Genomic DNA, 23,371 nt, shown 5'->3' on the forward strand with positions numbered 1-23,371 from the left:
GTGGCCGGGTCACGAACTGGTGGCCGGGTTATCGCCCGGCCGCTGGTTCATATCCCGGCCACTCGGCGTACGGGAGCGCTGGAAGAATGTGGGCCATGCGTTCCCTCGCCGACACCCAGCCGCCCATCGCCCTCGGAGCACTCGACGGTCGTTACCGCGCTGCGGTCTCCCCGCTCGTCGACCACCTGTCCGAGGCGGCGCTCAACCGGCAACGGGTCAACGTCGAGGTCGAGTGGCTGATCCATCTCACCGCCCAGGGCGCGGTGCCCGGCGTCCGTACGCTCACCGAGTCCGAGCAGCAGCAACTTCGTGACGTCGTCGAGAACTTCGACCAGGACGACGTCACTGAACTCGCCGAGATCGAGCGCGAGACCGTCCACGACGTCAAGGCGGTGGAGTACTACCTCAAGCGGCGACTGACCGCGATCGTCGGCGAGGACGACGCCAAGGGTCTGGCCGAACTCATCCACTTCGCGTGCACGAGCGAGGACATCAACAACCTCTCGTACGCGCTGATGGTGCAGGGCGCGACCCAGCAGGTCTGGCTGCCCCGTGCGACTGCATTGGTGGACGCCGTCTCCACCATGGCGAACGACCTCAAGGACGTTCCGCTGCTGGCACACACGCACGGGCAGCCGGCGACCCCGACCACGATGGGCAAGGAACTCGCGGTCCTTGCGCACCGACTGCGCCGCCAGCTCAAGCGCATCGAGCGAGCGGAATTCCTCGGAAAGATCAACGGTGCGACCGGCACCTACGGCGCCCACACCGCCGCCGTCCCGGGCACCGACTGGGTGGAGATCAGCCGGACGTTCGTCGAAAGCCTTGGGCTGCAGTGGAATCCGCTGACCACGCAGATCGAGAGCCACGACTGGCAGGCCGAGCTCTACAGCGACATCGCCCGGTTCAACCGCATCCTGCACAACCTGTGCACGGATGTGTGGACCTACATCTCGATGGGCTACTTCGCCCAGGTGCGCGGCCAGGGCACGGTCGGATCGTCGACGATGCCGCACAAGGTCAACCCGATCCGCTTCGAGAACGCCGAGGCGAACCTCGAGGTCAGCAGCGCACTGCTGGACGTTCTCGCGTCCACCCTCGTGCAGTCGCGCCTGCAGCGTGACCTCACCGACTCCTCGATGCAGCGCAACATCGGCACCGCGTTCGGCCATTCGCTGCTCGCTATCGACAACGCCGGACGTGGCCTGGCCGGCCTCGACGCCGTCCCGGAGGCCATGGCGGCCGACCTCGACGCGAACTGGGAGGTGCTCGGTGAGCCGATCCAGTCGGCGATGAGGGCCCTCGGCGCACAAGGAGTTCCCGGGATGGAGCAGCCGTACGAGCGGCTCAAGGAACTCACCCGCGGACGTCGGATCAACTCCGACGACCTGCAGGAGTTCGTCCGCGGACTCGGCCTGCCCGAGGAGGTGCAGGCCCGCCTGCTCGCCCTCACCCCCGCCACCTACGTCGGCCTGGCCCCGCAGCTCGTCGCCTACCTAGACCGCTGAGAAGGCGGAGTCGCCCTGGGCGAGAACAACGAGGAACGCGAGCGGTTTCGGCGCGTACGGATTCGTTCCTCATCCGTACGGCTCAACCAGCCGAGATTACGAGCTCATCCACCACCGCTGGTTGAGCCTGGACGCAGCGGTCGACCACGGCCGCAGCAGTCAGCGTGCGCGAACGAAGGTGCGGGCGATCAACGACCTGGTTTCGGCCGGGTCGATCACGTCGTCGATCTCGAAGACCCGGGCGGCGTTGAGCGCCTTGGCGTGCTGCTGCATGAGAGCCGTCTCTTCCTTGACGGTCTGTTCACGCTCCTCGGCCGGCAGAGCGGCGAGCTCCTTGGCCATGCCGAGGCGGACGGCACCTTCCAGACCCATCGGACCCAGGTGGGCGTCCGGCCACGCGACGGTCAGCAGCGGGCGGTGCGTGCTCCCGCCGAGCATCGCCTGCGCTCCGAGTCCGTACCCGCGTCGCAGCACCACACCCACCAGCGGCGTGGTGAGCCGCGCGCCGGCGGTCACCAACCTGGACGCTTCACGGACCAGTCCATCCTGCTCGGCGTCCGGGCCCACCATGAAGCCGGGAGTGTCGACGAGCGACACCACGGGAAGTTGCCAACGCTCGCACAGGTCGAGGAAGTCCGCTCCCTTCGCGGACGCCGCGGTGGTCAGCGCCCCGGCGAGGTGCGTCGACTGGTTCGCGATGAAACCGACCGGCATCCCCTCGACACGCGCGATGCACGTGACGAGCTCAGGCGCCCACCCAGAGCGCAGCCAGGTGATCGAGTCCGTGTCGGCGAGGGTCTCGATAACCCGATGGACGTCGAAGGACTCCCGTTCGTTGTGCGGCAGGATCTCCCGGGCGAGATTCTGCTCCTCGGACGGCGCGTCCGGTTCGTGGGCGCGGGCCCCGAGATAGCCCAGGATGCGCCGGGCGACCTCGACGGCTCCCTCTTCGTCCTCCGCCACGACATCGAGCACCCCGTTCGCGCTCTGGACGTTGACCGGACCGATCTCCTCGGGCGCGAACTGACCCAAACCACCACCGGCGATCATGGCCGGTCCGGCCATGCCGAGGTTCGCGTCCGCAGTGGCGATCCGCAGGTCGGCACATCCGGCGAGCACTGCATTTCCGGCGAAGCATCGTCCCGAGACGATCGCGATCTTCGGGATGCGTGCGGCGCCCCAGATCGCGAACAGGTCGAGGTCGAGGAAGCAGACCCCGGGCAGGTCGGTGTCTCCCGGACGTCCCCCGCCGCCTTCGGTGAAGAACACCGTCGGGACGTTCATGCGAAGGGCGGTCTCGACCAGGCGGTCGGTCTTGTGGTGCCCGCGCATTCCCTGCGTGCCGGCCATGACCAGGTAGTCGTAGGACAGCACCGCACACGGCGCACCGTCGACGGTCGCAGTGCCGCCGATGATGCCGTCGGCCGGCGCCTCGACCACGAGGTCGGCGAGGGGACGCCGCTGCTCCTGGGCAGGCGTGACGAAGCGCCCGTACTCGATGAACGACCCGTCATCGACGAGGTCGGCGATGTTCTCGCGGGCGGTGCGCCGTCCCTGGGCGTGACGTTTGGCCACCTTGTCGGCACGAGCTTCATCACCGGTCAGGTAGCGGCGGGCGAGAACCTCATTCAGTCCTTGCACCGGGACGTCGTCAGTCACGCGCCGACGGTATCGCGGCGTCAGTTGCGGCGGGCGATGTCCCCGCTGAGCGCGGTGGCGAAGGTGCACCATGCCGCGTAGGCACCGAGCGCGACCGTACGCAAGCCGCGGTTGGACACGTCCGCACGTCGGGCCAGGTCGGCACTGCTCACGGCCAATGCAGCGGCCACGACCGTCGCGGCCGCGGGCTTGTGTGCTCGGAAGAACACACCGCTCCACCCCGCGTTCAGCACCATGTTGACCGCGAGCGCCTTCTTGTACGAATTCGTCTGCGCCACAGGCGATTCAGCCATCGTCGCGGCGGACGCGAGCGCGGTCGTGGTGTAGAGCGTCGTCCACGCGACCGGGAAGGCCCAGGTCGGCGGCTGCCACGGCGGCAGGTCGAGGCTCTTGTACCAGCGGCTGTTCGGGTCGGTCAGCAACGAACCCACGAGGGCTGTTACCCCCACGATCGCCGCGGAGGTCTTGACCGAACGCGACCACGCGCGGGTGTCGACGTCCTTGGTCGCGCGGTGCACCGACTCCTCGAACCCGGCGAGTCCACCCTCGGGCGGTGACACGTACTCGTCGATGTCGTTCTCCGATGCAACTGCGTCATGCACCAGGCTCCCGGCCAACGGCTTGGCGACCCCTGCCGACACGGGGGTGACGAGCCCGACCCAATGACCGGCGAGGTTCGGTGTGAGCACCGGAACGGTCGCAATCCGCCTCTTTGGCAACCCGATTGCGGACGCATACCGGCGCATCATGTCGGCGTAGGTGAGCACGTCCGGGCCGGCGATGTCGAAGGCGCGGTTCACCTCCTGCGGCAAGTCAGCCGCGCCGACGAGGTAATGGATGACGTCGTCGTCGCAGATCGGCTGGATCTTGCTCTTCAGCCAGCGGGGAGCGATGACCAGCGGCAGTCGCTCGGACAGGTGACGCAGCATGTCGAAGGACGCCGATCCCTCGCCGATCACGGTGCCGGCCTGCAGCACGGCGGTCGGCACACCGGAGTCGAGCAGGATCTTGCCGACCTCCACCCGCGATGCGAGGTGCGGCGACAATTCGCCAGAGGGGTGTAGTCCGCTCAGGTAGACCATCCGGTCGACGCCGGACTTCTTTGCAGCAGAGGCGAAGCTGGACGCCATTTCTCGGTCGCGTTCCTCGAAGTCACCCTGGCCGTCCATCGAGTGCAGCAGGTAGTACGCGACATCGACGTCGGCGAGAGACTTCGCCAGGTCAGCAGGTTCGCAAGCGTCACCCTCGACTGCCTCCACGCGCTCGGCCCATGCCGACGCAAGTGAATCGGGGTGACGACTGAGCACCCGCACGCGGAAACCCGCGTCGAGGAGTGCCGGCACCAAACGGCCGCCGACGTGGCCGGTTGCTCCGGTGACCAGGGCAAGACGGGACGAGCTCATAAGCTTCCTCCGAGGCAATCGTGGTGAACGGACCGGCAGACGCCGGGAGTGTCTACTGACCGGCGGCGGGCCGACGATATTGATCCCGGGACGTCAGCAGGAATTCGGCTGAGTCTCGGAGGTGTTCGGGCAAGCGGTCGGCACCGATCACGGCGGCGACCGAGGGCGTCGCGCCTCGCCCTCCGATGGCCATCGGCCAGCGTTGCGAGAGCCGACGCAGGGCTCCTGCACGGGCCTCGAAGACGGTGCGCCGGGTGCCCGACATGATGATGAGGTCGGGGTCGAGTCGTTCGCATGCTCCGTAGAGGTCCTTCAGCGGGGTGTTGCTGCCGAGGTAACGCACCCGCCATCCGGCATCGGACATCAGGACGCCGAGCGCGAGCAGCGGGATGTCATGCAACTCCTTGGGCGGGCAGGCCAGCACCGCGATGGGAGCGTCCGCGTCGTCCACCAGCCTGGCCAGCGAGCCGACCCTTCGACGAACGATATGGCTGACGAAGTGTTCCTGCGCGACGCTGATCCGACCCGCTTCCCATTCCGTGCCCACCTGCTGCAGGTGCGGCATCAGAATGTCGTGAATGGTATCGGCGACACCGAACTCGTCGATAGCGCGGTCGAGCACCGAAACGAACGTGAACTCGTCGAATTCACCTGCAGCAGACTCGAGTTCGCGGCGCAATCGCAACCCCTGCTCCGCGCTCGCCGAGCGAATCGGTCGGCCCTGGGTGAGTGCGGAAACGGCGGTTGAAATCGGCACGCCCTTCTCCCGCAAGGCGAGCACCCGGCGTGCGAGGTCGAGGTCGGCCTCGGAGTACAGGCGGTATCCTCCGGGCGTGCGCTCGGGCTCGAACAGCCCGTACCGGCGCTCCCATACGCGCAGTACATCGCGCGAGACGCCGACGAGTTCGGCGAGGCGCCCGATGCGGATGCTAGCTTGATTGGCCACCGGCTCAACCTAACCTCTTGCGTGCGACAGCAGTGCGAAACCTTGTACAAAGCTTTGACATCTTGATCACACGGCGGTCAGTCTGATAAATCCACGACCAAGGAGACTCGATGGCCACTCAGACCGGTACTCGGCCGGCTGCTTGTCATTGGCGGGACACCGCGGCCGCCGACCGGACCCTTTCGGCGATGCTCGGGGATGGGCGCAGCAGGGCCGCTTTGAGCAGTCCGGACCACACGCGTCTGTGGAATGCACTCGAGGACGCGAGCATCGGAGGAAAGCGATTCCGGCCGGCCCTCGTCCGTGCCGCTCACGACACGTTCGACGGCACCGAGCACGAGGCTGTCGCACAGGTCGGTGCGGCGATCGAATTACTGCACACCGCCTTCGTCATCCAGGACGACGTCATCGACGGGGATGACATCCGTCGCGGGCGTCCGAACGTCAGTGGCACCTTCCGCACCTGGGCTCGAGAGCACGGCGCGGACGAGGACGCAGCCGCCGAACTCGCCCTCACCGCGGGGATTCTCGCCGGAGACCTGGCCATGGCCACGGCGTTGCGCGCGATCGCCACCTGCGGCGTCTCCCCCGCCGTCACGAACCGTCTGCTCGACCTGTTCGACACTGCGCTGCAGATCACGACCGCGGGCGAACTGGCCGACGTCCGCCTCTCGCTCGGACTGGAACCGGCATCCACCGACGCCAGCCTGGCGATGGCAGAACACAAGACGAGCGCCTACTCCTTCTCCCTTCCGTTGCAGGCGGGCGCACTGCTCGCAGGTGCCGGACCCGACATCGTGCAGGAGTGCGATGTCGTCGGACGCCACCTCGGCGTCGCCTTCCAACTCGCGGACGACCTGCTGGGTGTGTTCGGCAATCCGGATCTGACCCGTAAGAGCACGACCTGCGATCTGCGCACCCGCAAGCAGACCCCGCTGCTGAGCCACGCACGTTCCACCGACGAGTGGGACGAGATCGACAGTCATCTCGGACGCGACCTCGGCGACGCCGAGCTGGCAGAAGTGCGCCGATTGCTGACCCGAAACGGCTCCCGAGAGTTCGCGACCGGGCTGATGCACGAGCACCTGCGCCTCGCGCAGGCGCACATCACGGCGCTCGGCCTGCCCACGGAACTGCCGTCGATCATCACCGACAGCCTCACCCTGCTGCTCGACGACAGCGAAGCGGCATGAGGAGTGTTCACGGCACGAACGAGCTCTACGACTCGGTGGCCCGGGCCGGTGCCGACCTGGTGATCCGCCGGTATTCCAGCTCGTTCGGGATGGCATCCCGGCTACTGCGTGAGCCGGTGCGCGGCCACGTCCGCAACGTGTACGCACTGGTCCGGATCGCCGACGAGATCGTCGACAACCCGGATGCGGACCTGGGCAGCACCGAGCGCTCGGCCATGCTGGACGCGCTCCTCGCCGACGTCCGCCAGTCCCTGGTCACCGGCTACAGCGCAAACCTCATTGTGCACGCCTTCGCGCTGACCGCTCGGGCCTGCGACATCGGCGATGACCTCATCGACCCCTTCTTCGCATCGATGGCGCGTGACCTCGACCCCGCACCGCACACCCCCGAAAGCATCGACCGTTATGTCTACGGGTCGGCGGAGGTCGTCGGGTTGATGTGCCTACGGGTCTTCCTGGCGACCGAGACGGACCGGTCCGCGCGGTACGACGAACTGGCGCCGGGAGCGCGACGGCTCGGCGCCGCGTTCCAGAACATCAACTTCCTGCGCGACCTCGCCCAGGACACGGATACCCTCGACCGTGGCTACTTCCCCGGGGTCGACCCCGACAACTTCACCGACGCCGATCGCGACCGCATCCTGAACGACATCGACGCCGACCTCGCGGCCGCCCAGAACGCCATCGACCACCTCCCCCGTCCAGCCGACGAGCCGTCCAGGCCGCACACGACACGTTCGCCGAACTCGGCGTCCGTCTACGCGCCACGCCGGCCGAGCAGATCCGACGCGAACGGGTTCGTGTGCCCGGACACGTCAAGCTGCGCATCGCCGGCAATGCCGTTCGTCAGGACCTGCGATGACGGCGGGTACCGGTTCGCGACGGGTCGTGGTCATCGGTGGTGGGATCGCCGGTCTGGCCACTGCGGGTCTGCTCGCGGCCCAGGGCCACGACGTCGATCTGTTGGAGAAGAACGACGTACTGGGCGGCCGCGTCGGCAGCCTGGAGCGGGACGGTTTCCGGTTCGACACCGGCGCGTCCTGGTACCTGATGCCCGAAGTGTTCGAGCACTTCTTCGAGCTTCTCGGCACCACCGTCGAGAACGAACTCGACCTGGTCCGGCTCGACCCGAGCTATCGAGTGTTCTTCCAGGATCACCCCGAGTCCGTCGACGTCCGTCCGGACCGCGATGTCAACCGGGCCGTCTTCGAGTCGCTGGAGCCGGGCGCGGGCAAGAGCCTGGACGCTTACCTGTCGTCGGCGCAGGACACGTACGACATGGCGATGCGCCGCTTCCTCTACTCCAACTTCGATTCGACGGCGTCGTTCTTCGGCACCGACGTCATCCGGCGCAGTCCGAAACTGTCCCGGTTGCTGACCCAGTCGCTCGAAGGGTTCGTCGCGGACCGCTTCAGCGACAACCGAATTCGTCAGATCCTGGGATACCCGGCGGTCTTCCTCGGTTCTTCACCGGATCGCACGCCGAGCATGTACCACCTGATGAGCCGGCTCGACATCGCCGGATCGGTGCTCTACCCACAGGGTGGTTTCACCGAACTCATCCGCGTGATCGCGGCGCTTGCCGAGAAGCACGGAGCCCGGTTGCACACAGGATCGGCTGTCACCCGGATTCTGACCGACGGGTCCACCAAGCCCACCGTGACCGGCGTCGAGCACCTCAGCGCGGATGGCGCAGCGTCCGTGATCGAGGCCGACGTCGTCGTCGGTGCGACCGATCTGCACCACCTGGAGACCACCCTGCTCCCCGAGAAGCAGCAGACCCACCCGGAGAAGGCGTGGACCAAGCGCTCACCCGGGCCCGGTGCGGTGCTCGCCCTCCTCGGTGTGGAAGGTGAGATGCCGCAGCTGCCACATCACTCCTTGTTCTTCACCGCGGACTGGAAACAGAATTTCGGCGACATCTTCGGCAAAGCTGCGCGCGTCCCCGAACCCGCGTCCATTTATGTCTGCAAGCCGTCGGCGACCGACCTGAGCGTGGCCCCCGAGGGGCACGAGAACGTGTTCGTGCTGATTCCTGTCCCTGCTGACACCGAGATCGGCCACGGCGGCCCGGACGGCACCGGCGACGAGCAGGTCGAGCGAGCCGTCGATGCGGCCATCGACCAAATTACGCAGTGGGCGGACGTACCCGATCTGCGGGAACGAATCGTGGTGCGGCACACCATCGGTCCCGCCGACTTCGCCGACGACTACAACGCCTGGCGCGGCGGCGCGCTCGGTCTGGAGCACACGCTGCGCCAGAGCGCCTTCCTGCGCCCGTCGAACGTGTCGTCGAAAGTAGACGGGCTCTACTACGCGGGTGCCAGCACGGTGCCGGGCGTCGGACTACCGATGTGCCTGATCAGCGCCGAACTCGTGCTCAAGCGCCTCACCGGCGATCGGTCCAGTTCCCCGACCCTGGTGGATGGTCGATGAGTCTCGAACGCTTCGCCTACCTGGCGATGCTGGTCTTCTGCGTGGGCGCGACGCTGCCGTTGATTCCCGCGTTCGGGCTGGAGCTGGGCCGCAGGTGGCGCCGGCTGCTGCTCACCGTGGTCCTCGCCGGAACTCCGTTCCTGATCTGGGACGTGCTGGTGACCCACGCCGGACACTGGTGGTTCGACGCCGATCAGACCCTGCCCTGGCGTATCGGCGGTCTGCCACCGGAGGAGATCCTCTTCTTCGTCGTAATCCCCATCGTCAGCGTCATCACCTTCGAAGGGGTCCGAACAGTCCTGCGCCACGGCGGTATTCGCGCAACGGTCCGACGCGACCCGGTCGACGGACGGGAACGCTGATGGCGTACACCGTCCTGGCCGTCCTCGGTGTCGTGGCGAGCATCGCTGTCGACCGCTGGGGTCTGCGCACCCGGTTGACCACGTCCCGCACGTGGTGGTTGTCGTACGCGATCATCGTGTTCTTCCAGATCCTGACCAACGGTTGGCTGACCGGCCGCCGCATCGTGCAGTACAACCCTGACGTCATCATCGGCGACTCCGAGGTCGTGGCGTTCGGACGTGGACGCCTTCTTTTCGCACCTGTCGAGGACCTCGCCTTCGGATTCGCGTTGGTGCTCACCAGTTGCGCGGTGTGGGTCTGGTCGGGACGCCGGGAGAAGGCATCGGCATGAACCTCGCTGCCCGGCTGCAAGCGCTGCAACCGGCCGATATCGGTGTGCCAGGGCCAAGTTCTGCCGACATGGCGCGCGCCTTCCGGTCCGTCCGTCGTGACCCGCTCACCTTCCTGACCGAGGTGACCGAACGTTTCGGCGACACCGTCGCCTTCCCCGTGCCCGGTGCACCGGCCGTGTTGCTGAACGACCCTGCTCACGTTCGCCAGGTGCTGCAGACCTCGGCTCGCAACTGGGGCAAGCAGACCGTGCAGTACGCCGCGCTGGCCCGGGTGACCGGGCCCGGCCTGCTTGCCTGCGCCGAACCGAACTGGATCGAGCACCGACGCCTGGCCGCGCCGGCTTTCCACCGCCGGCGTCTGGAGGCAGTCGGCGAGCAGGTGCGCGACGCCGCCCGCACCGTCCTCGCCGATCAAACCCCTCCTGCCCACTCGGGATCCGTCGTCGACGTCAGTCCGCTGATGCATCGCATCGGCCTGGACGCAGTCGGCCGTGCCCTCTTCTCCAGCGACCTCACCGCCAGCACCGAACGCCTCCTCGACGCATCCAGCGGCGCGGCCGAGTTCATCGTCCGCCTCGGTCGATCGGTGCTGCCGACCGCACAGTGGGCGCCGACCCGCACGAACCTCCGATTGCGTTCGGTGCGAAGGGAACTCGACGCGGTGGCTACCGACATCATCGCCGCTCGACGCCGGACCGCCGCGCCCTCGACGCCTGACTTTCACGGCGACGATCTGCTCGGTCTGCTCATCGACAGCGAGCTCACCGACGTCGAGATCAGGGACGAACTGATCACGATGGTGATCGCGGGTCACGAGACCGTCGCCGCCGCGCTCAGCTGGACGCTCATGTTGCTGGCCGAGCACACCGAGATTCAGGATCGGATGCGCGCCGAACTCGGCGCGCTCGGTTCGCCGGTTTCCATGTTGACCCCCCGCGAGCAACTGCCGATCACCCGTGCCGCCATCGACGAGGCTCTGCGCTTGTACCCGCCTGCCTGGGCGATCTCCCGGCGTTCACTCGCTGCCGAGCGGGTCGGTGACGTCGACCTCCCGGCAGGCACATTGGCGATCATCAGCCCGTGGCTGTTGCACCGACGAGGCGAATCCTGGCCCGAGCCAACGCAATTCCGGCCGGAGCGATTTATACAGGGCGTTCCGACATCGGGTTACATCCCGTTCGGACAGGGCCCGCGGCTGTGCATCGGACGTGACTTCGCGCTCGGCGAGATGCTCGTGGTGATCGGCGAACTGTTGTCGTCCTATCGGCTCGACACGCCTCCGGGCTGGACGCGGCCGGAGCCGGAGACGCTCGTTGCTGTGCATCCGCGCGGCGGGATGCCCCTGCGACTGACTCCTGCGGATCACCATGCTTGAGGTGCTGTACGCGGTGGTGCTCGTCGCCGCCGTACTCGCCGGCTACGTGCTGTTGCTCCGGTTCCGCGTCGTCGCTGCGAGCGGAAGCGCCGCCGGTGACGTGTGCGCGATCATTCCGGCTCGGAACGAGCAGAACTCCTTGCCGGCCTTACTCGAATCCTTGGACCGGTCGACCGTCCCGGTGCGCGTGCTCGTCATCGACGACGCATCGACGGATGCGACGGTCGCCCTCGCCCGCGAGGCCGGCGTCGAGGTGATCTCGCCCGGCACCCCTGCGCCGGGGTGGACCGGCAAGGCGTGGGCCTGTCACGTCGGAGCCAACTCCACCGACGCGGAACTACTGCTGTTCCTGGACGCCGACACGGTGCTCGCGTCCGGCGCCCTCGGCGGCATCGTCGACCTGCATCGAAGGTTCGGCGGCCTGATCTCCGTGCAGCCGTACCACCGTGTGCAGCGCACTTATGAGCAACTGTCGGCATACTTCAACGCCGTCGCGGTGATGGCCAGCGGTGTGTTCGCGTCCGGAGTCGGACGACGTCCGATGGCCTTCGGCCCCTGTCTGCTCACCTCCCGAGACGACTACGAGCGCGCGGGCGGGCACGCAGCGGTGCGTGGGGAGATCCTGGACGACGTCGAACTGGCAGCCGCCTACGAAAAGGCCGGGCTGTCGGTGTACTGCGTTGCCGGTGGTTCGCAGATCCGAATGCGCAGCTATCCCGCCGGGATTCGACAGCTGGTCGCCGGATGGACCAAGAACATGGCGTCCGGTGCAGCCGCCACTGATCCGCGGGCCGGCCTTGCCACCGGGCTGTGGATCTGCGCCCACCACCTCGTCGCCGTGAACACACTGCTCGCCATGTGGACGGCTGACGAGGCTCTTGACGCAGGCATATGGCTGCTCGCGTGGGTGGTGTTCGCGCTCCAACTCCGGGTCATTCTGCGCCGTGTCGGGTCCTTCCGCTGGTGGACCTGGGCACTGTTCCCGCTGCCCCTCCTGACCTTCGACCTGTTGTTCGCAATCTCCACCGTGAACACCCTGCGTGGCTCGGTGCGCTGGCGCGGGCGGACCGTGCGGTTGGGGGCGTGATGCTCGACTACGTCATGCCGCAGGGCTGGACCGTGTTGGCCGACATCGCCGCCTGGGGTGTCATCCATACGGCGACGGGATACGCAGCCCACCGACTCACCCCGCAGTGGCTCGCCCGAGATCACCGGCTGTTGCGCCCGCTCGCCTTCGAGCAGGGCGGACGCTGGTACCGCCGCCGGCTGCGGATCAACCGGTGGAAGGACGCTCTGCCGGAGGCCGGCGCACTGTTCGCAGGCGGGGTCAGCAAACGCGAGCTGCCCGCCCTCGACAAATCCGGTCTGGAACTGTTCGTCCGCGAGACCCGCCGCGCCGAACTCGGCCACTGGTGGGCGATGCTCGCCGGCCCGGTGTTCGTGCTGTGGAACCCGCCCGCGATCGCTGCCGTGCTCATCGGGTACGGAATCGCGATCAACCTGCCGTTCATAGCGATTCAGCGATACAACCGCTTCCGCACTGAGCCACTCCTGCGGCGGGCGCGATGACGAATTCGACCGTGACCCCGACGTCCGAGCGAGAGGTCGAACCAACGCGGCACGGGCCCATTGCCCAGTTGCTGATCGCGCTGTCGCCGCTGTCCCTCATCCTGATCGGGTACGCGCTCACCCACTGGATCACCGCGCCGCTGCTCGACGACCCGACCCACGCCACCAACCGCATCGGCATCGGACTGCAGGTTTCCGGCCCCGCGGACGTCGACCGCAGCTTTTTCGCAGCGGTGCCGACCGTCTGGATGCAGGAGCACTTCGCGACGGGGGAACCGCACTGGTACGACGCCGTCGCGTCGGTCATCTATGTGACCCACTTCATGGGTATCCCGTTGGTGACGGCGGTGGCGTGGTTCCGCATCCGCGCCCGGTTCACGCGCTGGATCGGCGCCGTCCTGGTCTTCAGCACCCTCGGCATGGCCGGGTACGTGCTCTACCCGGCCGCGCCGCCGTGGTGGGCGTCGGACCGCGGTGAGATCGGGCCGGTCGTTCGCACCTCGGCCAGCGGCTGGGACTACCTGCATCTGCGACCGATCGGGCAGCTGCTCGAACGTCTGCAGGACGGCAGCAACCCGGTAGCGGCGATGCCGTCGCTTCACGCCGGAGCCGCGCTGCTGGTGGCGCTGTTCCTCGCGCCCCACGTCGGACGACGCGGACGCGTCCTGCTCGGTACCTACGTCGTGGGAATGGCAGTGACGCTCGTGCTCACCGCAGAGCATTACGTCATCGATGTGCTTGTCGGTTGGCTGGTCGCCGTCGTCGCGATCGCGGTGAGCCGGAAGCTGCGTCCGTCCAGCACCTCGGCACCTTCGCCGAGCCCGGCACCGAACGCACCAGTACTCCGTATCCCGAGTTCAGGAGGCAGCAGATGACTGCACAGACCATTGAAGAAGTCGTCCTGCTGGACGAGCACGGCAACGCCGTCGGCACCTGCCCCAAGAGCGAGGTGCACAACGAATCGACACCCCTGCACCTTGCGTTCTCCTGCTACGTCATCGATGAGTCCGGACGCGTGCTGGTGACCAAACGGGCGCTGCGCAAGGAGACCTGGCCCGGTGCGTGGACGAACAGTTGCTGCGGCCACCCTGCTCCTGGCGAGTCGGTCGAGGACGCCGTCCGGCGCCGCACCCGCCAAGAACTCGGCATCGAACTCACCGATCTCCGCCCGGCTCTACCGGATTTCCGGTATCGCGCGGTGATGGACAACGGAATCGTCGAGAACGAAGTCTGTCCGGTCTACGTCGCCGTTTGCACCGAGCCGGACGACCTGAGCCCCGACCCGGCTGAGGTCGCCGCCATCGAGTGGCACGACTGGGCCGCCTTCCGTTCACAGGTGCTCTCCGGCGAACGCGACGTGAGTCCGTGGTGCGCGTTGCAGGTGGCCGAACTTCCGGAAGAACTCGCTGATTGAGGCCCAGGTCGGGGTCGTGATGTGGTGGCCTACGGCGGAGTTGGTGGCCATGGGCGCAGGTCGAAGTCCGTCAAGGACCACCAACTCACCCGGCGGCCACCAACTCGAGCCGAGACCGTCGTTGGGGTGTCCCTGGATGTGACTCCCGCTCCTTCCGGCACCTGACGTGCAGCGCTCGGCGGGTACCGATCATCGACCCATGGCGCGAGAGTCAGGCGAGCTGGTAGCCCGCCTCGTCGACAGCAGCCGCGATGTCGGCGTCCGCGATCGGGGCGTCACTGGTGATCGTGACGGGCGAATCACCGCCGGCGACGAGGTCGATCTGCACGTCCTGCACACCGTCGATCGACGTGAGTTCTTCCGTGACCGCACCCACGCAGTGGCCGCAGGTCATGCCCGAGACGGTGATCTTCTTGGTTTCCATTGGAATTCTCCTTCGTCAGCTCTTCACGAGGCGTGCGATGGCGTCGGACGCCTCCCGTACCTTGGCCTGGGCGGCCTCGTCCGATTCACGGGCAGCGTCGACGACGCAGTGTCCGATGTGGTCCTCCAGCAACCCGAGGCTGACTGCCTGCAGCGCCTTGGTGATCGCGCTGACCTGAGTGAGGACATCGATGCAATAGGTGTCGTCCTCGACCATGCGCTGGATGCCGCGCACCTGACCTTCGATCCGGCGCAGCCGCCGAGGTAGTCGTCCTTGGTCCCGGTGTAACCAACCATGCAGTCACTATACCCCTCCGGGGTATTTCGACGGTGGGCCGAGAACGACGAACCCCGCCTCATCGGGAGACGGGGTTCGTGGTTGATCAGATCTCGACGCGTCCGCCGGGTGTGTCGAACGTGACCGACAGGACGCAGGGCGTGCCGTGCGGCGCGACGAACTCGAAGTCGATGTCGGGCTCCCACTCGTCGCGGTCGACGCCCGGCTCACCGAGCAGACCGAGCCACTCACGCACGCGGTCGGGCGAACCGGCGATGGTCATTGCCCTCAGGTCGGCAGCGGTGTCGCCGATCTCGGACGGGTGCGGCGCGTTGCCGTCCCACGCGATGAAGAACGGCACCTGAGCATCGGACATCAGACCCTTGACACCCAACTGTGTCCAGGTGACCTCGGTGCCGTCCGGACGGTGCCGGTTGCCGGGCGCAGCGGTGCGACCGACGAGCTTCTCGGCGGCCCCCATGTCGGCAACCTCGACGACCCAGCCCAGCCAGCCGCCACCCTGCTCGGAACGGGCGCGGACGGCCTGGCCGAACGGTGCCTTGTCGGACGCCGGGTGGTCGAGCACCTCGACGACCTCGATGAAACGCCGGTTCGCCAACGGGATGATCACGTTGCGCGTTCCGAAGCGGGGGTGAACCCCGCTGTCGCCGGGTTCGACACCCAGCGCCTCCCCCAGACGCTTCGCCGTGGGGATCAAGCCCTCGGCCTCAGCGGCATAAACCACATGGTCGACTCGCATGCCATAGATCGTGCCACTGCGATCAGTCCGGAACGTAATCGGGGTCACCTTCACGGGGGCCTCCCCTGGTCGGACCACTCGCAGGTGAGGGCGCTCAGCGTCGGGCACGTTGACGCACCGCCTCGTACAGCACGATCGCGGCGGACGTCGAGACGTTGAGCGAGTTGGCGCGACCCACCATCGGGATCCTGATCCGCGCGTCCGCCCGCTCCAGCACTTCGTCGCTCAGGCCGTACTTCTCGGTGCCGACCGCGATGGCGACCGGTCCGGTGAGGTCGGCGTCGGTATGCAGAAGCTCGGTGTCGGGCGTTGCGGCGAGCAGGTGAATACCGTTGCGATGCAGATAGTTCAGAGCTTCATCCGTGGAAGCGGAGGCGACCGGCACCGAGAACACCGTGCCCTTCGAGCCGCGCACCACGTTGGGGTTGCCCCAGTCGGTCACCGGGTCGGCAGCGATGACCGCGTCGACACCGGCGGCGTCCGCAGTGCGCAACATCGCACCCAGGTTGCCCGGCTTCTCCACTCCCTCGGCAACGAGCACCAATGGGTCGGCCGGCAGGTCCAACTGGTCCAGCCCGTGTCGGACGGACGGAGCCACAGCGAGGAAGCCGTCCGCGCCTTCGCGATACGCGACTTTCTCGAACGCCTGCCGCGCCAGCCGCACCACCTCGACCCCGTTGTCGCGTTCCTCGTCCACCACCTGCTGCTGCACGTCGGCGTCGAGCATCAGCTCCGGGCAGAAGTACAACGTGCGTAACCGGACGCCGGCTTCGAGCGCGAGCACGAGTTCGTCGTACCCCTCGAGCAGGGTCAGGCCGAGTTCTTCACGAGTTCGCCTGCGCCGTAGTGAGATCAGCTGCTTCAGGCGTGGGTTCGCCGCGGACGTGATGGTCAACTCAGCCATGACTCGCCTCGGAATCGCTCACAGCGACTCCAGCACCTGCGCGAGACCGTCTTCCTCGACGGTACCGGTCACCTCGTTCGCGACAGCCTTCACGTCGTCCGGCGCCTGACCCATCGCCACACCACGCCCGGCCCAGGTGAGCATCTCCAGGTCGTTGCGATGGTCGCCCACCGCGACGGTGTCGGCAAGGTCGATCTCCAGGTGCTTGCGGATCTTCTCCAACGCGAACGCCTTGCTGACACCCTCGGGGTTGATGTCGAGCCAGGCGGTGTAGCCGACGCCGTAGTTCACGCCGTGCAGTCCGAGGCCCTCGGCGAGCTCGACGAACTGCTCGGCGGTGCCGCTCGGTGAGCGGAAGGTGATTCGGGTGGTCGGCTGTGCGAGTTCCTCCCAGGGCACGACGCGCACCTCGCCGACGAGTTCGCCGTCCGGGAAGTGGTCACTGACCAGGTAACCCTCGCCGATGACCTCGATGGCGACGAGTCCGTCCGGCCATGCACCTTTCAACCGGTCGAGCACCGGACGCGGATCGAAGGTGATGCTGTCGATCAGCCGGTAACCGTGCGGTTCCTGTGGGTCGATCTGCGCCGTCACTGCACCGTTGGAGCAGACGAGGTAACCCGCCTCCAGACCGAGCAGTTCGACGATCGGCATCGTGCCGGTGACCGAGCGACCGGTCGCGATGACCACCTCGTGCCCGGCGGCGATCGTCTCGGACACCGCCTTACGGACGCGGTCGGACGCGTGACCGTCGTAGTGGATCGTGGTGCCGTCGATGTCGAGACCGACCAGGAGTTTCGTCACGTCGTCACTGTACGAGCACGACCCTGCGTGCATGGCGAAGGGCGGGGCGCCGACCGGCACCCCGCCCTTCCGCAAACGTTCGTCGGCTACTTCTTCAACGCCGAGACCAGTCCCACCGCGATGGTGGCCAGTCCGAGCAGCAGAGCCATCCACAGGCCCCAACCGGTGCTGATGTCGACCTGCGCACCGCTGGTTGCGGTGTCCTTGAGTTTGTCCATGTCCTCCTTGACCTCACTCCAGTCGAGCAACGCCAAGATCGTCGCGATGGCGCCGAGCGCAGCGGCGACGATGCCGCCGATGCGACCTCCCTTACCGAGCCCGCGCAGCACACCCATCGCCGCAATACCGATGCCCATCAACAGGATCGGCAGACCGAACGGGTCACGACCTTCCTGATCGGACTCGTCCGGCTTGTCGGCGCCGGGCGGGAGGCCCTCGTAGGACTCGCTGCCGAAGCCGTTGATCGAGTAGCTCATGTCGAGGTTGTAGCCGGAAGTGTTCATCTTCACGTTGGCGCTGGCCCACGTGCCGAAGGTGACCAGCGCGAGCAGCAGACCGAGAGCGAGCAACGCCCAACCCAACGTCTTGCCCAGACCGCTCGGACGGGTCGTGGTGGCGGAAGCACCGGAATAGCCGGGCTGGCCGTACCCGCCCTGCGGCTGGTTCCACTGACCCTGCGGCTGGTTACCGTACGGGCCGCCCTGCTGCGGGTGCTGCGGCTGTCCGTAGCCGGGACCACCCTGCGGGCCGCCGTACTGACCACCCTGCGGGCCGCCGTACTGACCACCCTGCGCAGGGCCGCCGTAGCCGGGTCCACCCTGCTGACCCTGGCCGTACCCCGGGCCACCCTGCTGCGGGTTTGCGTACTGACCGCCACCCTGCTGACCCTGGCCGTAGCCGGGGCCGCCCTGCTGCGGTTGTTGTCCGTAACCGCCCTGCTGAGGGTCGGACTGCCCGCCCTGCGGCGGCAACTTCGGCATGGCGTGAGTCGGCTGATCCCAGCCGCCTGCTCCCTGATTGTCGGACACGTCCAACTCCTCTTGATCCAAGCGCCGATGATGGGCACCGACGGTTCCCCAGAGCGAGGTTAGTGCAGGACCGTCGCGCGGCGCTGGAACAAGTAGCGGTAGAAGCGCTCGACCTAGGCGATCGGCTTGAGGACGTCCGTGCCGACGAACGGCTGCAGCGCGGCCGGCACCCGCACCGAACCGTCCGCCTGCTGGTGGTTCTCCAGCAGGGCGACGATCGGACGCGTGTCGGTGAGCATCGTGCCGTTCAGCGTCGCCGCGACCTCCGGCTTGCCGTCGGCGCCGCGGTATCGGACACCGAGGCGGCGGGCCTGGTAGGTGGTGCAGTTCGAGGTCGAGGTGAGCTCGCGGTAGGTGTCCTGCGTGGGCACCCATGCCTCGCAGTCGAACTTGCGTGCGGCGGGCCCGCCCAGGTCGCCGGCGGCGACGTCGATGATCCGGTAGGGCACCTCGAGTCCGTCCAGCACCCGCTTCTCGATGCGCAGCAGGCGGTCGTGCTCGGCCTCGGCGTCCTCGGGCTTGCAGTAGATGAACATCTCCGTCTTGGTGAACTGGTGCACGCGGAAGATGCCGCGGGTGTCCTTGCCGTACGAACCGGCCTCGCGGCGGTAACAGGTGGACGTCGCCGAGTAACGCAGCGGACCATTGTTCAGATCGAGGATCTCGTCGGCGTGGTAGCCGGCGAGCGCCACCTCGGAGGTGCCGGTGAGGAACAGGTCGTCGGCTTCGAGCAGGTAGACCTCGTCGGCGTGGCTGTCGATGAACCCGGCGCCCGCCATCGTCCGGCGCAGCACGAGGTTGGGCACCATCAGCGGGGTGAGTCCCTCTTCGCGGGCGATCTGCTGGCAGTACGCCATCAGCGCCTGGGCGAGCACCGCGCCCTGACCCCTGAGGTAATAGAACCGCGAGCCCGACACCTTCGCGCCGCGCTCCATGTCGATGGCGCCCAGCGTCTCGCCGAGGGCGAGGTGGTCGAGCGGCTCGAAGTCGAAGGTCGGCTTGGTGCCGCGCTCCTCGATGGTGACGAAGTTCTCCTCCCCACCGGCGGGCACACCGTCGATGACGACATTGCCGACCTGACGCATCAGGGCGGTGAACGCATCGCCCTCGATGTCGGCGGCGGCGTCCAGTTCCTTGACCCGTGCGGCGAGGGTGGCGGCTTCGCCACGGACGCGGTCGGCCTCGGCCTCGAGTTCGCTGACGTCCTCGCCGGCCTTCTTCGCCTTGTTGAGGCGGCCCATCACCGCGCCGACCTCCTTGCTGACCGACTTCTGCTGCGCGCGCAGCTGCTCGAACTCACCGAGTGAGGATCGGCGCGCCTTGTCGGCGTCCAGAATCTTGTCGACGACGGACTCGTCCTCGCCACGGGCACGCTGGCTGGCTTTGACGGCGTCGGGGTTCTCGCGCAGCAACTTGATGTCGATCACGCGAGCCAGGCTAGTCGCTGAGCCAGACCCATTACCTCCCGGTTTACCGCGAGGCCGCATCGGCTGGCAGGCTTGGGCCCGCCATGAAGCGCGCTGCGGTGGTCGTCAACCCGATCAAGATCAAGGACATGCGCCTGCTGCACCGCGAGGTGGAGCAGGTGATGCGTCGTCATGGCTGGGCGGCGCCCGTCTGGCACGAGACCACGATCGAGGATCCGGGGTTCGGTCAGACCCAACAGGCGATCTCCGACCAGGTCGATCTGGTCGTTGCCCTCGGCGGCGACGGGACGGTCCGGAACGTCTCGACCACGCTCCTCGGAAGTGGCATCCCGCTCGCGGTCCTTCCTGCCGGCACCGGAAACCTGCTCGCCCGCAACCTGGGCTTGCCGATCCGCAATCGCAAGGTCGCGCTGCGGGCAGCGCTCGCCGGCCGCGACCGGGCTATCGACACGCTGTTCGTGGAGATCGACACCACCGGGGACGGGGTCGCGGACGAGTCCGCGATCTGCACGGTGATGACCGGGTGCGGGCTGGACGCCGAGATCATGGCGTCGACGTCCGAACGCCTCAAAGCGCGAGCCAGCTGGCTCGCCTACCCGATCGCGGGACTGCGGCACATCAACGCCCGGCGCACGCCGATGCGAATCGCATTGGACGACAACGACTTCGAGGATGAGCGTCCACTGACAACCGTGCTGGTCGGCAATTGCGGACGCCTGACCGGTGGCGTTCGCCTGATGCCGGACGCCGAGCCCGACGACGGCGTCCTGGACGTCCTCGAACTGTCTGCCGAGCGCGCCTCATGGGCGCCGTTGATCACGCAGGTGCTGTCGGCCTCGACCCGGACCACGTCCCAGGTGCGGCACCGCACCGCGGAGTCGATCCGGATCGAGTGCGAGGAACCGACCCGCGTCGAGATCGATGGTGAGGTGCACGAGCACGCGCTCGCCGTCCGGATCTCGATCAAACCGAAGTCGCTCGTGGTGCGGGTTCCTCGTTCGTCGCAACCCTCGTGACCCGCCTCTTCCGGTTCCACTCCGAGTTCGATCTGGACGCCGCGCCCGGCCGGGTCTTCGAGGTATTGCGCGACATCGACAGCTGGCCGCTGTGGTGGCCGCAGGTGCATTCGGTCGAACGCATCGACGACGTCAGCGGCCACGTCGCCATTCGCTCAGTACTACCGATCACGTTCCGAATCAAGCTGATTGCGATGGTGGAAGATCCCACCAGTGGGACGCTCAAGGCCTCGCTCGACGGCGACCTGACCGGTTGGACGCAGTTCGTCGTCTCCCCTGAAGCCGGACGAGCCCGACTGGTCTACGACCAGGAGGCCGTCGCCACCAAGCGGGGCTACGGTGTTGCAGCCAGCATCGGCGCACCGGTGCTCGTCCTCAACCATCGACTGATGATGCGCGCAGGCATGCGCGCTCTGGAACGACGAAGCGCCGGCACCCCGTGAGGTGCCGGCGTTGTTGAACATCGGTCAGTAGAAGAAGACCTTGCAGGTCTTGTCCACGTCGGCGTACGACCCGAGCTTCTTGTGGTCGAGTCGGATGTGCACCTCGGCCCCACGGGCGTTCGTGCCGCGCGCGGACTCCATCGTGATCGTGTCCCACACACCTCGCGTGATGTAGTAGCCCCCCACCGATTTCCGCCGGCCCAGCTGTGCTGCATCATCAGTGCGGACAGTCCGCGGAAGGTGTAGTTGCTGTTGGTCTTGTAGTAGATCGGCTTGATGACGACCTTGTCGCGCAGCTTGCCGTTGTATCGCGTCACCTTGTAGGACGCCATCACTGTGCCGCTACTGGTCTTGACCCGGCAGGTCTGGATGTCGTCGTCGACCGCCTGCGCTGCGGGTGAGGCGACGACGCCGATCCCCGCCGCCATTCCGGCTACTGCCAGCGCTGCCGCTGCCCGCGTACGAACCGTGTTCTTCATGGGGTTTCTCCCTCTCGGGCCCCGCCGCGCGGGGCGTGTGAACCGGGAGTGCGACGTCCAACTGCGGTTCATGGTTCCCGGCACGTAAGCGAGCCTGCTTCGATCACCGGATACACCCAGGGATTGGAACCGCTCATCGGCGATCTCGGCGTGCTGGACGAGCACGGACGCCCCGTCGTCTCCCGCGGACATCAGGCGCCGGGCGCTGCGGTGCTGAGGGAACGTGGTTCATCGGCTACACCAACCCGATCAGCGGCAACCTGCGGGAACTGCGCATCGACTCCGGACGCATCGCCCACGCGATGCGTCACCAGGCGGCAGCGGAGCAGCGCGCGACCGCCTAGGCTGAACGCGTCCCGACCGGCCCGAGCAAGGACTGATCCGATGCGCTCCGCACTCGTTCCCGCCACCTTGGCCGCAACCGCCCTGGCGACGGGACTGCTCGCCGGGTGCTCCGACGACTTGGGCGACGGCGCCGCCACGTCGGCCACCTCCGGGACGACCGGCGTCTCGGGCACCAGTTCGGCCCCTGCCGATCCTGGCTCGACGAACCAGACCTCCAGCGGCACCAGCGGTGCATCCTCGTCCCCCGAATCCGGTTCTGCCCCGGGGACATCCGTATCGACTCCGACCTCAGCGACCAGCAGCCCGGCCGGCTCTTCGACGACGTCGACGGTGGTGCCCCAGCCGAAGGACAACAGTCGTCCGACATCGATCGCTGCGACCCCCGGACAGGGCTGCGTGCCGACGAGGGTCGACGTCCCGAGCGTCGGGATCACCGAGCCGATCGTCGCCATGGGCACGAACTCCCAGGGCCAGATCTACCCGCCCGCCCGCACCACCATGTGGTACGACAAATCGCCGCAGCCCGGCGACAAGGGCGTTTCCGTCGTCGCCGGTCACGTGACGTACGACGGGCCGGACGACTTCTACGAACTCGACCGCGTCGCGATCGGCGCGTCCGTCTCGGTGAAGTGCAGCAACGGACGCACCCTGGCCTGGAAGGTCACCGAGCGGCAGTCGGTCAACAAGACCGCACTCACCAGGGACGCCCGCGTCTGGGGCTCCTCGCAAACCCCGGTCGTCGCGCTCATCACCTGCGACCGTGCGTCGAAGGTCGTCGACGGTCACCACCTGAACAACTACGTGGTCTGGGTTCGTCCGGCCTGACTTCGGGTCGCTTCGTCTTCGTCCTGCCCCAGGGACCGAAGGCGCCTTCAACAGGCGCCTCGTAGGAGCAGGCGACCGCCACACCACGACCGGCTGCAGACGTCGCCTAGCTTTGCTCCATTCACGAGTCGGAGAAGTTGCTCGGCGAAACGCCGTCCGCACCCTGGCTCCCCGCCGGCAGCACCGCCGAGGTCCGTATCCGCACCCGGTCCCGCACGCTCACTTGCCGGTGATCGTGGTCGATGCGCAGGTGGAACCCGTGGTGGCGGGCACGTGGGTCACGCTCGATGCAGCGCGTCAGTCTCTGGACGCGCGCCATTGGTGGCCGATCGTCGAACAAGCGCTTCGTCCGGCTCGGTAGCCGCCGTCAACCGGCGTCCGCGGCCTGTGGACAACCAGCGCCGAAACAAGGGGCTGTGGATACCCGCCGGTAGGTGAATTT

The 23,371-nt window shown here is 67.3% G+C and carries 24 protein-coding genes and 2 pseudogenes; 14 read left to right on the forward strand and 12 right to left on the reverse strand.

The genetic code is table 11. The features are described 5' to 3' along the window. The first annotated feature begins 95 nt into the window (after positions 1-95). On the forward strand, positions 96-1,508 hold the full coding sequence (gene purB / locus MF407_RS13675) for an adenylosuccinate lyase (protein ID WP_239702622.1): 1,413 nt from the start codon (positions 96-98) through the stop codon (positions 1,506-1,508). Between the two features lie 159 nt (positions 1,509-1,667). On the opposite strand, the gene MF407_RS13680 is transcribed toward purB, so the two are convergent. From MF407_RS13680 to MF407_RS13690, 3 genes are read right to left on the reverse strand one after another with little or no spacing between them, the layout of a single operon-like run. Next, complete coding sequence (locus MF407_RS13680; protein ID WP_239702623.1) at positions 1,668-3,167, reverse strand: carboxyl transferase domain-containing protein; 1,500 nt, start codon at positions 3,165-3,167, stop codon at positions 1,668-1,670. Positions 3,168-3,187: 20 nt separating this feature from the next. Beyond that, entirely contained in the window at positions 3,188-4,570 is a 1,383-nt protein-coding gene (locus tag MF407_RS13685; protein WP_239702624.1) for a tryptophan-rich sensory protein, read from the reverse strand. A 52-nt stretch (positions 4,571-4,622) separates the two neighbouring features. After that, positions 4,623-5,516, reverse strand: a complete 894-nt coding sequence (locus tag MF407_RS13690; protein WP_129624398.1) for a MerR family transcriptional regulator — start codon at positions 5,514-5,516, stop codon at positions 4,623-4,625. Positions 5,517-5,734: 218 nt separating this feature from the next. On the opposite strand from MF407_RS13690, the gene MF407_RS13695 reads away from it, so the two are divergent. The 10 genes and pseudogenes from MF407_RS13695 to idi all read left to right on the forward strand — a co-directional run bounded on the left by MF407_RS13695 (position 5,735) and on the right by idi (position 14,198). Beyond that, the gene (locus MF407_RS13695) at positions 5,735-6,709 is read left to right on the forward strand and encodes a polyprenyl synthetase family protein (protein WP_239702625.1); all 975 of its coding nucleotides are present in this window, start codon (positions 5,735-5,737) and stop codon (positions 6,707-6,709) included. A gap of 89 nt (positions 6,710-6,798) precedes the next feature. Beyond that, positions 6,799-7,302 (forward strand): annotated as a pseudogene (locus MF407_RS15960) (squalene/phytoene synthase family protein); the annotation flags it as partial. 265 nt (positions 7,303-7,567) lie between these two features. Next, on the forward strand, positions 7,568-9,145 hold the full coding sequence (gene crtI, locus MF407_RS13705; protein ID WP_239702626.1) for a phytoene desaturase family protein: 1,578 nt from the start codon (positions 7,568-7,570) through the stop codon (positions 9,143-9,145). Continuing rightward, positions 9,142-9,507: a lycopene cyclase domain-containing protein gene (locus MF407_RS13710; RefSeq protein ID WP_129624402.1), complete on the forward strand. Its 366-nt coding sequence runs from the start codon at positions 9,142-9,144 to the stop codon at positions 9,505-9,507. The genes crtI and MF407_RS13710 overlap by 4 nt, the downstream gene beginning before the upstream one ends. Beyond that, the gene (locus tag MF407_RS13715; RefSeq protein ID WP_129624403.1) at positions 9,507-9,839 is read left to right on the forward strand and encodes a lycopene cyclase domain-containing protein; all 333 of its coding nucleotides are present in this window, start codon (positions 9,507-9,509) and stop codon (positions 9,837-9,839) included. Before MF407_RS13710 ends, MF407_RS13715 begins: the two co-directional genes overlap by 1 nt. Beyond that, positions 9,836-11,215, forward strand: coding sequence for a cytochrome P450 (locus tag MF407_RS13720; protein WP_239702627.1), 1,380 nt, complete (start codon positions 9,836-9,838; stop codon positions 11,213-11,215). Before MF407_RS13715 ends, MF407_RS13720 begins: the two co-directional genes overlap by 4 nt. Continuing rightward, positions 11,208-12,302, forward strand: coding sequence for a glycosyltransferase (locus MF407_RS13725; protein WP_239702628.1), 1,095 nt, complete (start codon positions 11,208-11,210; stop codon positions 12,300-12,302). The genes MF407_RS13720 and MF407_RS13725 overlap by 8 nt, the downstream gene beginning before the upstream one ends. Next, positions 12,302-12,784: a hypothetical protein gene (locus MF407_RS13730; RefSeq protein WP_239702629.1), complete on the forward strand. Its 483-nt coding sequence runs from the start codon at positions 12,302-12,304 to the stop codon at positions 12,782-12,784. Before MF407_RS13725 ends, MF407_RS13730 begins: the two co-directional genes overlap by 1 nt. Next, the gene (locus MF407_RS13735; protein ID WP_239702630.1) at positions 12,781-13,659 is read left to right on the forward strand and encodes a phosphatase PAP2 family protein; all 879 of its coding nucleotides are present in this window, start codon (positions 12,781-12,783) and stop codon (positions 13,657-13,659) included. The genes MF407_RS13730 and MF407_RS13735 overlap by 4 nt, the downstream gene beginning before the upstream one ends. Continuing rightward, the gene (gene idi, locus MF407_RS13740) at positions 13,656-14,198 is read left to right on the forward strand and encodes an isopentenyl-diphosphate Delta-isomerase (RefSeq protein ID WP_129624408.1); all 543 of its coding nucleotides are present in this window, start codon (positions 13,656-13,658) and stop codon (positions 14,196-14,198) included. The genes MF407_RS13735 and idi overlap by 4 nt, the downstream gene beginning before the upstream one ends. Before the next feature lie 211 nt (positions 14,199-14,409). On the opposite strand, the gene MF407_RS13745 is transcribed toward idi, so the two are convergent. The 7 genes and pseudogenes from MF407_RS13745 to serS form a co-directional block, all read right to left on the reverse strand. Next, the gene (locus MF407_RS13745) at positions 14,410-14,622 is read right to left on the reverse strand and encodes a heavy-metal-associated domain-containing protein (protein WP_129624409.1); all 213 of its coding nucleotides are present in this window, start codon (positions 14,620-14,622) and stop codon (positions 14,410-14,412) included. Positions 14,623-14,637: 15 nt separating this feature from the next. After that, positions 14,638-14,918: pseudogene (locus MF407_RS13750) on the reverse strand (metal-sensitive transcriptional regulator). 86 nt (positions 14,919-15,004) lie between these two features. Continuing rightward, a complete protein-coding gene (locus MF407_RS13755; protein WP_129624411.1) occupies positions 15,005-15,658 on the reverse strand; it encodes a VOC family protein in 654 nt (217 codons plus the stop codon). A gap of 94 nt (positions 15,659-15,752) precedes the next feature. Further along, positions 15,753-16,562: an RNA methyltransferase gene (locus MF407_RS13760; protein WP_129624412.1), complete on the reverse strand. Its 810-nt coding sequence runs from the start codon at positions 16,560-16,562 to the stop codon at positions 15,753-15,755. 18 nt (positions 16,563-16,580) lie between these two features. After that, on the reverse strand, positions 16,581-17,366 hold the full coding sequence (locus MF407_RS13765; RefSeq protein ID WP_239702631.1) for an HAD family hydrolase: 786 nt from the start codon (positions 17,364-17,366) through the stop codon (positions 16,581-16,583). Positions 17,367-17,452: 86 nt separating this feature from the next. Then, positions 17,453-18,394, reverse strand: coding sequence for a hypothetical protein (locus MF407_RS13770; protein WP_129624414.1), 942 nt, complete (start codon positions 18,392-18,394; stop codon positions 17,453-17,455). Positions 18,395-18,507: 113 nt separating this feature from the next. Continuing rightward, entirely contained in the window at positions 18,508-19,821 is a 1,314-nt protein-coding gene (gene serS, locus MF407_RS13775; protein WP_239702632.1) for a serine--tRNA ligase, read from the reverse strand. Positions 19,822-19,904: 83 nt separating this feature from the next. Between serS and MF407_RS13780 the strand changes: the two genes are divergently transcribed. Further along, positions 19,905-20,837, forward strand: a complete 933-nt coding sequence (locus MF407_RS13780) for a diacylglycerol kinase family protein (protein ID WP_239702633.1) — start codon at positions 19,905-19,907, stop codon at positions 20,835-20,837. Then, positions 20,834-21,280: an SRPBCC family protein gene (locus MF407_RS13785; protein ID WP_239702634.1), complete on the forward strand. Its 447-nt coding sequence runs from the start codon at positions 20,834-20,836 to the stop codon at positions 21,278-21,280. The genes MF407_RS13780 and MF407_RS13785 overlap by 4 nt, the downstream gene beginning before the upstream one ends. A 24-nt stretch (positions 21,281-21,304) precedes the next feature. Here the strand turns inward: MF407_RS13785 and MF407_RS13790 are convergent, their stop codons facing one another. Both MF407_RS13790 and MF407_RS13795 read right to left on the reverse strand, forming a co-directional pair. Beyond that, positions 21,305-21,466 (reverse strand): hypothetical protein, encoded by a 162-nt coding sequence (locus tag MF407_RS13790; RefSeq protein ID WP_239702635.1) that lies wholly within the window; start codon positions 21,464-21,466, stop codon positions 21,305-21,307. Positions 21,467-21,950: 484 nt separating this feature from the next. Beyond that, a complete protein-coding gene (locus tag MF407_RS13795) occupies positions 21,951-22,556 on the reverse strand; it encodes a hypothetical protein (RefSeq protein WP_239702636.1) in 606 nt (201 codons plus the stop codon). Between MF407_RS13795 and MF407_RS13800 the strand changes: the two genes are divergently transcribed. Continuing rightward, positions 22,555-22,929 (forward strand): class F sortase, encoded by a 375-nt coding sequence (locus MF407_RS13800; protein ID WP_239702637.1) that lies wholly within the window; start codon positions 22,555-22,557, stop codon positions 22,927-22,929. The genes MF407_RS13795 and MF407_RS13800 overlap by 2 nt on opposite strands. Positions 22,930-23,371: the final 442 nt, after the last annotated feature.

The sequence above is a fragment of the Yimella sp. NH-Cas1 genome (assembly GCF_022359705.1).
Classification (GTDB): domain Bacteria; phylum Actinomycetota; class Actinomycetes; order Actinomycetales; family Dermatophilaceae; genus Yimella; species Yimella lutea.